The following is a 14,605-nucleotide window of genomic DNA, read 5'->3' on the forward strand; positions in this document are numbered from 1 at the left end:
GTTCCGACATCACCAGACGACATATTAGACGCCAAAAGCCATGGAAAGTTGCGAAATTATGGCATTTTTCTGCTTAACTTTTGCCAGCGCTTCCTACGAAAATCCTTGGTTTCCTGAAAGCGGAAAAAGACGCCTCCGGGGCGCCTTTAACTTGAGGGTTTGGTTGCCTCGTTCGCCACGGCTAACGGACCTCAGAGCCGTTATTGGCTTTACTCTCGGGTAGTTCATCCCCTAACGGACTGAAATGACCTTATTTGCTGTAATTTCCACCCGACAGCTCCTAAAAGGTCATAATAACGCCGTCTGAGTCCGTTACATCGGGAAATCCTCGGGAAATAGCGAAATAACGGCTCTCCGGTCCGTTACAAGTAGTTACAATCCCCGCCCCACCACTCTTTTGGGCATGATCTCAATCCAAACAAAAGAAGAGCGCTTCAAGGCCAGAGGGTGAAAGGATTCTGTGAGAACCCATCAGAACCTTTTACACGGCGGCCTTCCCGCGCTCTTCTACATTCAATCATCTACCGGCTCATCGGATGTTCCAGATCGACGTGGCCCATCAACGATTCGACCTGCTCCCCATCCAACGTCAGCTCGATTTGCTTCACTTCGTCAAACTGGAACATCGTCTTCTTCAGCGCTTCAAGAGCCAGCGACTCTCCACCTGCACCAAGGCGTGCTTCGTCCGGCAGGCGGATGTCAAGATTCAGTTGACCATTCGCCGCGTCGAACTTCACGGTATTCAGGATCACTTTCTCCCAGAGGGACAGAAGGTCGTCATCCGCCTGTTGCAACGCCGCAAAGGCGCTTGCGTATTTGCTCTGTTCCGCCGAAAATTCAATCTCGCGCGCCTTCTGCTTCAACTCCAGCAGATCATTGTCGGTAAAGTATACTTGGATCGTTATTTTCTCCGATGCCGCCACTGGCGTCGTTGCATTGGCATCGCTCGCTTCATTCGCACCGTTCCCAGCGCCCTGAACCTCCTGCAACTCGGTTCCCTGTGCACCGCCGCTCAGCGCACCATTCAATTCATTTACCTGATCCGGCGGCGAAGCAGCCGGTTTGTTCCCACATCCTGCGGCTACTCCCAACATGGCGACCATCGCCAGCAAAATCATTCCTTTTTTCATGCCGCTTGCCCCCTTGTCGATTCGGCCTCTGCGTTCTGTCATAGGCCCAGATATTCTTTAATACCCGCGGCAACACCTTCTGCAACACGCTGTTGGAATTCCTCAGTATACATCAGGTTTGCATCGTTTTTGTTGCTAAGGTATCCGACTTCCAGCAGGACAGCCGGCATTTTCGTTTCCCGGGTGACGTGCAGACTGCTCTTCCGAACTCCCCGGTCTGCCAGCCCCGTCGCTGTGACCAAATGCCGGTGCATCACATTCGCGAGCGGGATGCTTTCGTCCCGAGTGTAATACGTTTCCGAACCGCTGGGGTTACTTGGCGGATCGATGCTGTTCCCATGAATCGAGACGAACACTGAAGCCCCTAGATCATTTGCAACCTTCACCCGGTCTTGCAGTGACATCGTAACATCGGTCGTACGCGTCATAACCACATCTAAATTAGCTTCCTGCCGAAGCAACGCCTCAACTTTCAGCGCTACCGCCAGGGTAAATTCTTTCTCCTGTTTCTTGGTGATACTGATCGCACCCGGTTGGCTTCCGCCATGCCCCGCGTCGATCACGACGACCGGACGGCCGTTTCCGCCCAAGCTATTCCCCGGAACGGCAGCCCCTTGAGTTAAGTCAACGGTTATCAGACCGTCGTCAAGGTTGGTTACCGTAAACTCCACGCTCCGATTCAAATCTATCACGATCCGTACCGTTGACGGAGCCGTACTAAACAGAGAGTATCGGATCTGAGATACGTCCGGATAGTCGCTGACTGCAAACTGCCCCATCTGTGTGACGTCCAAAGGATGAATTTCGCCAAAGGTCGACGCAAAATCGGCGTTTGGAATATCAACAACAAGCCGATCGGGGCCGGTCATTTTAAACACGTTTGGCGTTACACTGCCGGAAACAGCCAACATCAAGCGATTTTCGCTGAAGCTGATGCCTTCGATGAACGCAGTGGAATTCTCGATGGAACCCCCAGTTGATGCTCCCGGAACGTATGTATGATTATCCCCCGTCGCCGGTTGCCCTGCCGGAACGCTGTTAGGGGTTCCCTGATCAGGAGCTTGACTTACATTACCCGGAACGACGCCGCCGTCGGAACCGCCTGCAGGACTGGTCAAATACGCGGATTTCGTCGCATTATCCCAACTGACCTGCATCCCCATCTGTTCACTGACAAAACGCAGCGGTACAAGCGTTGAGTCCTCCTGCAGATAAGGAGCGCTGTTCAGCTTAACCGTCTGACCGCCGACCGTAGCCGTAGTTTGGCCAAGCGTCAGCTTGAGCTCCGTCCCCTCCTGCGAGATCGTTATCGTCCCGCTCTTCTTCTCCCAGGCCACCTGGTACCCAAGACCTTCGGCAACCACGCGCAGCGGCACCATCACGTTGCCTCCCACGATACCGGCCTGGGCCCCGGCAGGCTGCTGCAACTCCTGACCGTCAAGGATAATATGCGTCCCGGAGGATTCCGATGAGGCCGCGAAGGCGTCTTTTGCCAATCCCGGAAAAACCAGCAAGCCAACCAACATAAACATCATCAAGCCAAGCTTCTTCATTCGTTAATCCCTACCCCACCCTCGTATTTTGCCGAATCAAGAACTTCATTGGCGGATACGCCTTGCCTTTCGGCACCGTAACCTTTTGTAAACGCCAACTTCCCCAAAACGCTGCTAATTACTTCCATAATATCAGAAAAAGCGCAGCCCTGATAGACTCATATTTTCATAGATTGAATCGGGTAGGAGGCTACCCATTAATTGAGTAGCCGACCTCCCACACCACCGTACGTACCGTTCGGTATACGGCGGTTCCTAAGTTTACGCAGTTACTTGTCGATAATAATCCGAGAAGAAGAGAAATCCTAAGCCCTTGAGGGTGTTATTTCCGAGGGACTTCGAGAGGACGGGGCTATTGGAGATTCTCCAGTAGCCCTTTCTCGTGTTTGCGTATTCCCATGCTTTTTGTCCTTGGATTCCGAGCGATTGCAGTTTCTCGAATTTCGTCCTCACTCGTTTCCACTGCTTCCAGAAGATCATGCGAATCCGCCTTCTCATCCATTCATCCGTGGATTGGAGCATACTTTTCATATCCGCTATTTTGTAGTAGTTGATCCACCCCATGATGTAGCGTCTAAGCTTTTCGGCTCGTTCTTCATTTCCCATCCCGTTGCTTCTGGACGTGAGCTCCTTTACTTTGGCTTTCATCTTGGCAGCGGATTTCGGATGAATGCGGACTCGTGTCTCTCCTTTCCTTTTGTAGAAGGAGAACCCAAGAAATTTAACCTTCCACGCCTCGTCCACCACTGTCTTTTCCCGGTTCACTTTGAGAAACAACTTCTTTTCAATGAAGGGAAGAATGTTCTCCAGTGTCCGTTCCGCGCTCCTTTTGCTTTTGTTGAAGATCAGGAGATCGTCCGCATAGCGCACGAAGCGGTGCCCGCGGCTTTCCAGTTCCTTGTCCAGTTCGTTCAGCATAATGTTGCTGAGAATTGGACTCAGATTGCCCCCTTGCGGTACGCCGATTTCCGTATCCTCGAAGCGGTGCTTCACGACAACGCCGGCTTTCAGGTACTTGTGGATGAGCGAGATGACCCGCCCGTCTTTAATGGTTCGGGATAAGACTTCCACCAATTTGCTTTGGTTAACGGTGTCAAAGAATTTCTCCAAGTCCATATCGACCACGTATTTGTACCCTTCTTCGATGTTTGATTGGCTTCTCTGAATAGCGTTATGTGCGCTTCTCTTGGGTCGGAATCCGAAACTGTTCTCCGAAAACTGTTTTTCGTAGATCGGGGTAAGCACTTGAGCGATCGCCTGTTGGATAACTCGGTCAACAACCGTAGGAATTCCCAGGTTTCTCTTCTTTCCGTTCTCTTTCGGGATTTCTACCCTTCGAACAGGATTCGGACGGTAGGTTCCGTCCAGAATGGATTCCTTGATGGTTTCTCCGTTCTCTCGGAGATATTGTAGAAGTTCATCTACTCCCATCCCGTCGATTCCGTGAGATCCTTTGTTAGTTTTGACCCGCTTGAACGCTTCGTTCATGTTGTCTCTGCTAACGATTTTCTCAAGCAACTCGTCCTTCGACTCGGTTGCGTCGGTGCTGTCGGTTTCAGGTATCCGCTCAGGACTGTGCGCTCCCGCATATTCTCCATGTTCCGCATGTACGTTTTGCGTCGAGCCTTCTCTTCGAAGTTGGCTGCACTTGACTCCTGTTTCGGTACCATTCATTAACCCACACCTCCTTAGGTTCAGCCCTTCCCTCAAGTTGTCGACTAACCGAGGTACTATGGCGTCTGCTGACTTCTCATGATAAATCTTGTTTCAACCATGATTTGAAATTCATCTCCTCACGTCCATGAGACCTCCCACGGTAAGACGCGTAACTTTCATCCCGTATACCCGCCGCATTTACATCCGCGTGTCCGTGCAGTTTATTGGATTTCGTCTTGTTTAGCAGACTCATCCCACTTTGGATGCCTGATGCGATTCGTGTTCCTCAGGCCGGGACTTTGCCTCCAGCTTCCTTCAGATTCCACCTCACGATGGACACCCTTGCTCTTGGCTAATGGTTGGCAACTGCCAGCCCCCATAGCGGACTTTCACCGCCTAGCTACGCGCCATGCGTGGCGCACCAAAAAAAGCCCCGACTGCTTATCGCAGCCGGGACTTTCCCTCTAACTCAGGCGGTTTAGGCCAAATTCGCGAACTTTTTCTTCTCGTAAGCCGAAATCAAATCTTCATGCTGGAGCGTCAAGCCGATGTCGTCCAAGCCTTGCAGCAAAAACTGGCGGCGATGCTCATCCAGATCAAAACTTAAGTTCAAGCCGTACTCGTCGGTGATCGTTTTTTGCTCCAAATCCACCGTCAGCTTGTAGCCTTCATGCGCCGCCGTCCGCTGGAACAGCTCTTCGACTTGCTCTTCGGACAGTTTAATCGGCAGGATGCCGTTCTTAAAGCAGTTGTTATAGAAAATATCCGCAAAAGACGGCGCGATCACACAGCGGAAGCCGTAATCCAGAATTGCCCACGGTGCATGCTCCCGGGAGGAGCCGCAGCCGAAGTTGACGCGCGAGATGAGCACGGACGCCCCTTCGTAACGAGGTTGGTTTAATTCGAACTCAGGGTTCACGTTCCCTTCCGTGTCAAATCTCCATTCATAGAACAGGAACTGACCAAATCCAGAACGCTCGATCCGCTTCAAAAATTGCTTTGGTATAATGGCATCGGTATCCACGTTTACGCGGTCCACCGGACCTACGACACCGGTATGTTTCACAAATGCTTCCATCGTCGATTCTCCCCTTTTCCCTTGATTAGCTCAGGACTTCGCTTTTGATTTCCCATTCGCGCACGTCGACGAAATGACCTTTGATCGCCGCTGCAGCCGCCATGGCTGGAGAAACCAGGTGCGTTCTGCCGCCGCGCCCTTGCCGTCCTTCAAAGTTACGGTTAGAGGTAGAGGCGCACCGTTGTCCCGGTTGCAGGACGTCGGGATTCATCGCGAGGCACATGCTGCAGCCTGCATCACGCCATTCAAAACCCGCTTCCTTAAATACCTTGTCGAGCCCTTCTTCTTCCGCTTGCAGCTTTACGCGGCCCGAACCGGGAACGACGATCGCCGTAACTTTGTCCGAAACCTTGTAGCCTTTGGCGATTTCCGCTGCTGCACGGAGGTCTTCGATCCGGCCGTTTGTACAGGAACCAATAAAGACATAGTCGATCGCGATATTCGTCATCGGCGTGCCTGGCGTTAAGCCCATGTATTCCAGCGCCTTCTCGGCAGCTTTCCGTTCATTATCCGATGCGAAATCGGCCGGATTCGGCACCGTTCCGTTGATATCTGTACCCATCCCTGGGCTCGTTCCCCAGGTAACCTGCGGGATCAACGAATCGACGTCAAATTCAACGACGCGATCGTAAACCGCACCTTCGTCGGAGGCCAGTTGCTTCCATTCCGCTACGGCTTGCTCAAACGCCGCGCCTTGCGGTACATGCTCGCGGCCACGCAGATAGTTAAACGTCGTTTCGTCCGGCGCGATTAAGCCGGCTCTCGCTCCAGCTTCGATCGACATGTTGCAGACCGTCATCCGCTCTTCCATCGACAGCTCGCGGATCGCTTCCCCGGTATATTCGATTACATAGCCGGTAGCGAAGTCGGTGCCGTATTTGGCGATGACGCCGAGGATCATATCCTTCGCGGTAACGCCCGGTTTGCGTTTGCCGACAAAACGAACTTCCAACGTTTTCGCTTTCGCTTGCTGCAGACATTGGGTTGCCAAGACGTGCTCAACCTCACTTGTGCCGATCCCGAAAGCAAGTGCGCCAAACGCACCGTGCGTGGACGTATGGCTGTCGCCGCAAACGATTGTTTTCCCTGGATGGGTTAGCCCCAGCTCCGGTCCCATGACGTGCACTACGCCCTGGTCAATCGTATCCAGATCGTACAATGTAACGCCGAAATCGCGGCAGTTTTGAGACAACGTATCAATCTGCTGCTTGGAGATCGGATCGGAGATGTTAAACCGATCTTTCGTTGGAACGTTATGGTCCATTGTAGCGAAGGTTAATTCCGGACGACGTACCTTGCGGCCGCTAAGGCGAAGCCCCTCAAACGCCTGCGGAGACGTTACCTCATGCACCAGGTGCAGGTCGATATAGAGGATGCTTGGTTTGCCCTCCTCTTGATAAATGACGTGTTGATCCCAAATTTTCTCGTACATGGTCTTTTTGCTGCTCATATTCATTCACCCCACTAAAGGATTCGTACATTGATCAAGGCGGAAGCAGGAGTTGCTGTTCCCTCCGGCCTTGAAGATTGAATTCAATATAACATGATCCTATTCATTGTTCCAAGATATAATAACTATAAATGTAATAGGTTTAACTTATAAGCAGCGCAAAAAAAGGCGGACGGCCATTTCACCAATCCGCCCCGCAGAGCGATCTTGATTTCTCGGCAGATGAGCCTACCGATTCTACTAGCTCTTCTCGACTCCCTATACCGATGGGGGAAACATGGATGCGTTGGATTCGATCGTCAGCTCAACCCCCCAGGCTGTCTGGCCTCACATTAATCATGTGGCCTGGACGAGCACGATCAACGCCGTAAGTGTCAGGAAGGAAGCCAGCGTGGTCCAAACGATACACTTGGACACCAGCCCGGGGGCGGCGTCAAACCGCTCGGCCAGCACCACGGCATTGACCGCGACCGGCATGGAGGCTTGAATAAACAGGACGGAAAACAACAAGCCCGAAATGCCCAGCAGCTTTAATGCCCCAAAAGCGATGAGCGGCGCCAGTAGCAAGCGGATTACCGTACCTGACCAGAATGCGGCAGGCCTCACCTGCTTAGCCTCCGGACGGCCCACCTTCACCATTTGCGCGCCTAAGATCGTCAGCACCACCGGCGAATAAGCATCCGCTACCATGGAAATGCCCTGCTCCAGCCCGGCGGTCAGGTGCAGCCCAAAGCATTTCAGAAACACAGCCAGCGCCGCCGCATAAACCGCCGGCAGGGTAAACACGGATTTCACCGCACTTGGGACGGAAAACCGGGATCGCGCCGCAAAATAAACCCCTACCGTATTTACGATGATCATCTGCGTGATGACGTATACTGAAGCTTTATCTAAGCCCAGTTGGCCAAAGGCCAGCAACACGAGCGGCAGTCCGTAATTGGCGCTGTTGGTTAAGGTGGAGATCAACGTCAGGCCGGCTTGCTCCGTCGAATCCAGCCGAGCGATACTCCCGATCGCTTTGGCGGTTCCCCACATCAGCAGGAGGTTAACGAGGGCGAAGCCGATCGTGCTGAATAGCTCATCCATCGAGATATGAGCATTTCGCAACGTGTCGAAGATAATGGCCGGACTTAGCACGTATAAATACAACGTGAGCAGAGGCTTCGTATCCCAGGTGCGAAACCGGGCCAGCAGCGCCCCGGCGGCTACCGGAACCGACAGCGGCACAAGGACGCCAAGCAGCGTTGCAACGACCGTTTGGAGCATGACGGCACCCCCTTTTTTGAATTGCCTCCTATTTTAACGGCGGATAAATCCATCGTCCAAGACCAGAAAGCAATATGTTTGATAGACAAAACCTATATCCTACCCCAAGCCCCATAAAAAAGAGCAACCCGGCCGAGAACCTTCTCGGACTTCGGATTGCTCCATTTCTTTCGGATTTAAAACGAATCGATTCCCATCACATGATCGAGCGGCACCGGCCCGATGCTTCGGCTATCGTTGCTGTTGTTCCGGTTATCTCCCATCACGAATACGTGGTTGTCCGGCACTTGCCAGACCTGTGCGACGCCGGCATCCATCTGCTCCTTGATGTAGGGCTCCTGCAGCTGTTGTCCATTGCGGAACACGTGCCCGTCCTTCACTTCGATCGTGTCTCCTGGCAAGCCGATAACGCGTTTGACGTAAAACACACCCTCTTCTTCCTCGCCGGACAGCCAGGTAATGATCGGATGCTCCTTCACGTCGTCCCAGAACGTGCGGCTCCGGTCGACACGGCTGTCGATAATGACGATGTCGCCATAGGCCGGCAGCTTCTCCAGCACATGCGTAAACTTCCAGGCATAAATGCGCTGATTGTCGTTTAAGGTTGGTTCCATTGAATGTCCGTCTACTTTATAGGGTTGAATGATAAAAATGCCGATGATCATGCTAAGCACAAACCCGAGGGCGATCGAGAAGCTCCAGCCGCCGATCTCTTTCCACCATTTTTTCCGTTTCAAGCGATTTACCTCCACCCACTTGATGTTTGTCTCTATTATAAGGGCAAACGATATGCCAAGACAAACATCTATATGATATAGTGAGCTTATAGGTTCTACTTATAAGATACAAAGGGGTTAATCACATGGAACTTCGTCAACTTCAATACACCTTGCAAATTGCCGAGGAAAAAAATTTCTCCCGCGCCGCTGACAAGCTCCACATCGCCCAACCGTCGCTAAGCCAGCAGTTGTCCAAGCTGGAGCAGGAGCTTGGGGTGAAGCTGTTCCAGCGCAATACGAGCACGGTTGAGCTGACCTATGCTGGAGCCAGTTTTATCGCGCATGCGCAAAAAATCATGGACGCCGTCGCCGAGCTCCGGCAGGAAATGGACGACATCTCCCAGCTAAGAGCGGGCCGCGTCGTCGTTGGGAGCATGCCGATTACCGGTTCCCACCTGCTGCCTTACGTGCTTCCGGCGTTTAAGGAGAGCTATCCGGATATTCAAGTGACCCTGCTGGAAGACACATCACTTAACCTGGAGAAGCTTACAGCTGGCGGCGGCACCGATCTCAGCCTGCTTTCCTTGCCGTTGCAGGAGCCTTCCCTCTCTTACGTGCCGATCGGCGAGGAGATCATTGATTTGGCCGTTCCGCCCAACCACCCGCTGGCGACGCATCCCGGAGTGCAGGAGCGGGGAGTCGAGTTAGCTCAGCTTCAGGAGGAACCGTTTATCGTACTCAAAAAAGGCCAAGGCTTCCGCAAGCTGACCGTTGAATTGTGCCGAAGCGCCGGGTTCGAACCCAACGTGGTATTCGAGAGCAACAACATCGAAACCGTACAGTCGCTCGTCGCGGCTGGCATGGGAATTACGCTTGTACCGCGGTTTATCGCCCGGGCCAAACGCAGCGAGCTGATCCCCGCTTATTTGCCTCTCGCCGCCCCCGCCCCAAGCCGGACGCTGGTCATCGCCTATCGCAAAGGCCGCTATCTGTCCAAGGCCGCCGAGGCCTTCATCGAGACATTTAAGGCGACGATGGAGCATCGCCAATCGCTTTACCATTCATAAAGCTGCGGCCGGCGGTCGGCAAAGACGGGAATGCGGCGGCGGACTTGATCGACCAGCGTGAGATCGATAATTCCGGTGACGATATCCTCCCCTTCGCCGCCTTCGGCTACGATTTCGCCCCAAGGGTCGATGATCATCGAATGGCCAAAAAATTCATCGCCGCCGCTTGTTCCCGTCCGATTACAGGCAATCACGTACATCTGATTCTCAATAGCTCGTGCGGTGAGCAGGGTGCGCCAATGGTTGAGCCGAGGCTGCGGCCATTCCGCTGCCACAAACAGCAGCTTGGCGCCCCGGAGGGCCAGACTGCGGGCCAACTCCGGAAAGCGAATGTCGTAGCAGATCATCGCTCCGGCCTGCTGGCCGTCCAGCTCAAAAATCATGCTCTGCCCTCCCGGTTGCAGATACTTCTCCTCCTCCATCAGTCGAAACAAATGAATTTTGGAATAAGCGGCAACCTCTACACCGCTGCGATTGAATACGAGCATCGTGTTATACACCTGACCGCCGCGGTTTTCAGCGATGGAACCGCCTACCACATGAATGCCATGGCGGCGTGCAAAAGCAGCCAACCACTCCCGGCTATCCCGCCCTTCCGGATCGGCGATTTCTCCGATTTCCGTTAAGGCGTATCCCGTATTCCACAGCTCTGGCAACAGGATGACGTCCGGCTTCTCCCCGGCGCTCGCCGCCCGTTCCATTGCCAACTCCAGCTTGGCCCGGTTCACTCCGGGTTCGCCTAAAGCGATATCGCATTGGATTAAGGCAATCCGCCATGGAGCCGCTTGGCGAATCGTTGGATTCGACGATTGATTTATCGATTGATCCATCGCTTGATCTCCGCCTTTCGTTCGCGCTTAGACTTCCTTGTGTCTCATCATAGCGGTGCCTTAACGGTTGCGCAAGAAGAAAGGCACCGCGGGCGGATGCGGTTCTTACGCGGTTTCTTGGCGGGTTTCCTTTGCATTGGGGAGAAACGCATGGTATGCTAACATTAAATGAGACCCTTTTACGGATATGATGGAAACGCAATGACGGGACCAGTACGAAAGAATGCGGCGATCCAGAGAGTAAATTCCACCGGCTGAAAGAATTTACAAGCTTGCCCTTTCCGAACCCTATCCCCGAGCGGCCGGCCGAACAAGCTGGACAGCGCCCGCTGTTACCGGGCATTCGAGTTGGATGAGCTCATCTCATCAATAAAGGTGGTACCGCGGAAGTCAAAACTTTCGTCCTTTGCATGCAAAGGCGGAAGTTTTTTTATTTTATCTATCGTTTAGGAGTGATCCCCATGCTGCGACGCATCGTCGTCAAAATCGGCAGCAGTTCGCTGACATCGTCCGAAGGAGGATTAAACCGGGAGGCGGTCGCCTATTTCGCGACCGAATTGGCCGGGCTGATTCAGGCTGGATATCAACCGTTGCTTGTAACCTCCGGCGCGGTTGCCGCCGGTTTCCGTGAAATCGGCTACCCCGAACGGCCCAAGCTGCTACACGAGAAACAAGCCTCAGCTGCCGTGGGTCAAGCGCTGCTGATGCAGGCCTATCGCGAAGAGTTGGCCCATCACAGAGTCTCCGCTGCCCAGGTGCTCCTAACTCGGTCGGATTTCCAGAATCGCAAGCGGACGGGCAACGCCAGCATGGCGATCGAAGAGCTGTTGAAGCGAAACGTGCTGCCGATCATTAACGAGAACGACACCGTGTCGCTGGATGAGTTGAAGTTCGGCGACAACGATACGCTTTCGGCCCTCGTCGCCAACCTGATCCGCGCCGATCACCTGCTGATCCTGACCGATATGGACGGTCTATACACCAAGGATCCACGCCTGGACCCGAAAGCGGCTCGCATCGGACGGGTCACGGAAATCACCGGCCAGATCTATGCGATCGCCGGCGGCGCCGGTTCTTCCGTAGGAACGGGCGGCATGCGGTCGAAAATCGACGCCGCCAAAATCGCTTCGCTGGGAGGCGTTCCCGTCTTCGTTGGCAAGGTCGCCTCCCCCGGCGATCTGATGGCCGCTTTGCGCGGGGACGGGCACGGCACCTATTTCGAAGCCCACGGCGCCGCACTGCCACGGAAGAAGCAATGGCTGGGCTTCTTCTCCACCCCCATCGGGACGCTGACGGTGGATGCCGGTGCCGAAGAGGCCTTGATTCGCGGCGGCCGCAGCCTGCTTCCCGTTGGCGTCAAAGCCGCCAGCGGGCATTTCCATACCGGGGATGTCGTAGAGGTCGTCAGCACCGACGGCGAAGTGCTGGGACGCGGTATCGTCAATTATGATGCCGAGCAACTGCACGGCATCCTCGGGCTCCCTAGCACCGAGGTTGTCAAGAAAATGGACAGCGTCCATCGCCTGGAGGTCATTCACCGGGACGAATGGATCTCGCTGAAATCTTAAATATAAACCCATCTCAAAATCAGAGATTTAAGGAGGTATACCTATGAGTGAAGTGAGACAAAAAGCAGAACAGGCCGGCGGTGCCGTATCCGTGCTGAATCGGTTGACGACAGCGCAAAAAAACGAAGCCCTGTTGGTGGCGGCCGAAGCGCTGGTGCGCAGCACCGAAGCCATCCTTGCCGCAAATGAGGAGGACCTGCAGCGGGGGCGCGACAACGGGACATCCTCCTCCATGCTGGATCGCCTGGCCTTAACCCCGGAACGGATTGAAGGCATCGCGGAAGGGCTGCGGCAAATTGCCGAGCTGCCGGATCCAGTTGGGGACGTGCTGGAGACGATCGACCGACCAAACGGACTGCACATCGTCAAACGCCGCGTCCCGCTGGGTGTAATCGGGATCGTTTATGAAGCCCGGCCTAACGTCACGGTTGACGCGATGGGGTTATGCCTGAAAACAGGCAACGCCGTTGTGCTGCGCGGCGGCTCCTCCGCTCTGTCCTCCAACCGTAAAATCGTGGAGATCATCCACGGCGCGCTCGCCGAAACTCAAGTTCCGGTCGACGCCGTCCAGCTGATCGAGGATCCGAGCCGCGCTTCCGTTGACGAAATGCTGAAGCTGAACGGACTGCTCGACGTTGTCATCCCGCGCGGCGGCAGCTCGTTGATTCAAACGGTCGTGCAAAACGCCACGGTCCCGGTCATCGAGACGGGAGCCGGCGTCTGCCACACGTATTTGGACGCCACGGCCGATCCTGCGATGGCAACGGACATCGCGTTAAATGCGAAAGTCCAGCGGCCTTCGGTGTGCAATTCGATGGAAACGTTGCTGGTGCACGAAGAATTCGCTGGCCGTCACTTGCTTGAGCTGGCGAATCGTTTTAAGGAAGCCGGCGTCGAGCTGCGGGGCTGTGAGGCTGCCAGAGCGCTGATCCCTTGGGCGGTGTCGGCGACGGACGAGGATTTTGCAACGGAATACAACGACTATATTCTCAATGTCAAAATCGTACGTAATCTCGACGAAGCGATGGCACACATCGCCCGTTACGGCACAAAACACTCGGAGTGCATCGTGACCCAAGACGGCGCCAACGCCAAACGGTTTCAGCAGGAAGTGGATGCGGCAGCGGTCTATCATAACGCCTCCACCCGCTTTACCGACGGCTATGAGTTTGGCTTCGGCGCAGAGATCGGCATCAGCACTCAGAAGCTGCATGCCCGCGGACCAATGGGGCTAGCAGCGCTCACATCGAGTAAATATATCATTCAGGGGAACGGGCAAATCCGGCAATAACGGGGCCGGTGCCCCCCTTTTTTTATCCACTATTCCAATCGGAGGTCCTATGCTATGAACACAAATCCAACTTTGTCCGCCTCCACCATCTGTTTCTATGGAGCAGGCTCCATGGCCGAAGCCATCGTGCGCGGCTTACTCCATAAGCAAGTTGCTGGCGCGGGCCAAATCGTCATGCTGAACCGTTCGAACCGGGAGCGGCTCGATTATTTAACGCAAACCTATCAGGTGCAAACGGCGGGCGATGACGATGCCAAGCGGGTCTATCTGCGGGATGCATCGATTATCGTGCTGGCGATGAAACCCAAGGACGCCGGCGAAGCCCTGTCGGGTCTTGGTCCGCTTTTGCGCGAGGGCCAGCTGATCGTCTCCTTAATCGCCGGCTTATCCATCGACACCATTCAAGCTCTGCTTGGCACCCCAGCCGCGGTTGCCCGGACGATGCCAAACACCTCCTCTTCCATCGGACACGGAGCCACCGGAATCTCCTTCTCGCCGGAAACGACTGAGAAGCAGCGCGCCCAAGTTCTGTCGATGTTTGAAGCGGTTGGGATGGTTAGCGTCATTCCTGAAGAGCAAATGGAAATATTGACGGGCGTATCCGGGAGCGGACCTGCATATGTTTATTATCTAATGGAAGCGATGATCGAAGCCGGTATCGAAGGCGGCTTAACGGCAGAGCAATCCCGCGAACTCACCGTGCAAACGGTGCTGGGCGCCGCCCTCATGATGGCGGAGACCGGCGAAGCACCAACCAAGCTGCGTGCGGACATCACTTCGCCGAACGGTTCAACGCAAGCGGCGATTGGCGTGCTGGAAGCCGGCAGCTTCCAGCCAAACGTTCGCGCTGCGGTCCACCGGGCTGCGGAACGCTCGAAAGAAATGGGAGAAGCCGTGAAACAGGCGCTGTTGTAGAATTGTTGCCGTTTAAAACCAAAGCAGCAACGAGCTGATGATCGGCGACGCACTAGGGGTCAGTACGAAAGGGGGACGGCAA

At 54.5% G+C, this 14,605-nt stretch carries 12 protein-coding genes; 4 read left to right on the forward strand and 8 right to left on the reverse strand.

Going from position 1 to position 14,605, the window contains the following annotated elements:
• Positions 1-521: 521 nt before the first annotated feature.
• The 7 genes from BN3277_RS12860 to lepB all read right to left on the reverse strand — a co-directional run bounded on the left by BN3277_RS12860 (position 522) and on the right by lepB (position 8,870).
• Positions 522-1,130 (reverse strand): GerMN domain-containing protein, encoded by a 609-nt coding sequence (locus BN3277_RS12860; RefSeq protein WP_059043261.1) that lies wholly within the window; start codon positions 1,128-1,130, stop codon positions 522-524.
• A 38-nt stretch (positions 1,131-1,168) separates the two neighbouring features.
• Entirely contained in the window at positions 1,169-2,683 is a 1,515-nt protein-coding gene (locus BN3277_RS12865; protein WP_059043263.1) for an N-acetylmuramoyl-L-alanine amidase family protein, read from the reverse strand.
• Between the two features lie 261 nt (positions 2,684-2,944).
• Entirely contained in the window at positions 2,945-4,357 is a 1,413-nt protein-coding gene (gene ltrA, locus BN3277_RS12870; RefSeq protein WP_059041086.1) for a group II intron reverse transcriptase/maturase, read from the reverse strand.
• A 460-nt stretch (positions 4,358-4,817) separates the two neighbouring features.
• Complete coding sequence (leuD, locus tag BN3277_RS12875) at positions 4,818-5,417, reverse strand: 3-isopropylmalate dehydratase small subunit (protein ID WP_059043265.1); 600 nt, start codon at positions 5,415-5,417, stop codon at positions 4,818-4,820.
• 25 nt (positions 5,418-5,442) lie between these two features.
• Entirely contained in the window at positions 5,443-6,867 is a 1,425-nt protein-coding gene (gene leuC, locus BN3277_RS12880) for a 3-isopropylmalate dehydratase large subunit (protein ID WP_059043268.1), read from the reverse strand.
• A 336-nt stretch (positions 6,868-7,203) separates the two neighbouring features.
• Complete coding sequence (locus BN3277_RS12885; RefSeq protein ID WP_059043269.1) at positions 7,204-8,133, reverse strand: AEC family transporter; 930 nt, start codon at positions 8,131-8,133, stop codon at positions 7,204-7,206.
• Between the two features lie 176 nt (positions 8,134-8,309).
• Positions 8,310-8,870: a signal peptidase I gene (gene lepB, locus BN3277_RS12890; RefSeq protein ID WP_059043271.1), complete on the reverse strand. Its 561-nt coding sequence runs from the start codon at positions 8,868-8,870 to the stop codon at positions 8,310-8,312.
• 125 nt (positions 8,871-8,995) lie between these two features.
• Here lepB and BN3277_RS12895 point away from each other — a divergent pair, with 125 nt between their 5' ends.
• On the forward strand, positions 8,996-9,919 hold the full coding sequence (locus tag BN3277_RS12895) for a LysR family transcriptional regulator (RefSeq protein ID WP_059043274.1): 924 nt from the start codon (positions 8,996-8,998) through the stop codon (positions 9,917-9,919).
• Here BN3277_RS12895 and BN3277_RS12900 read toward each other — a convergent pair.
• Positions 9,907-10,749, reverse strand: a complete 843-nt coding sequence (locus tag BN3277_RS12900; RefSeq protein WP_059043275.1) for a carbon-nitrogen family hydrolase — start codon at positions 10,747-10,749, stop codon at positions 9,907-9,909. The two genes, BN3277_RS12895 and BN3277_RS12900, sit on opposite strands and share 13 nt — an antisense overlap.
• 461 nt (positions 10,750-11,210) lie before the next feature.
• Here BN3277_RS12900 and proB point away from each other — a divergent pair, with 461 nt between their 5' ends.
• From proB to proC, 3 genes are read left to right on the forward strand one after another with little or no spacing between them, the layout of a single operon-like run.
• Entirely contained in the window at positions 11,211-12,317 is a 1,107-nt protein-coding gene (proB, locus tag BN3277_RS12905) for a glutamate 5-kinase (RefSeq protein WP_059043277.1), read from the forward strand.
• Positions 12,318-12,360: 43 nt separating this feature from the next.
• Complete coding sequence (locus BN3277_RS12910) at positions 12,361-13,608, forward strand: glutamate-5-semialdehyde dehydrogenase (RefSeq protein ID WP_059043279.1); 1,248 nt, start codon at positions 12,361-12,363, stop codon at positions 13,606-13,608.
• A 54-nt stretch (positions 13,609-13,662) separates the two neighbouring features.
• Positions 13,663-14,523, forward strand: a complete 861-nt coding sequence (gene proC, locus BN3277_RS12915; RefSeq protein ID WP_059043280.1) for a pyrroline-5-carboxylate reductase — start codon at positions 13,663-13,665, stop codon at positions 14,521-14,523.
• Positions 14,524-14,605: the final 82 nt, after the last annotated feature.

This window comes from Paenibacillus rubinfantis (assembly GCF_001486505.1).
In the GTDB taxonomy this organism is placed as follows: domain Bacteria; phylum Bacillota; class Bacilli; order Paenibacillales; family Paenibacillaceae; genus Fontibacillus; species Fontibacillus rubinfantis.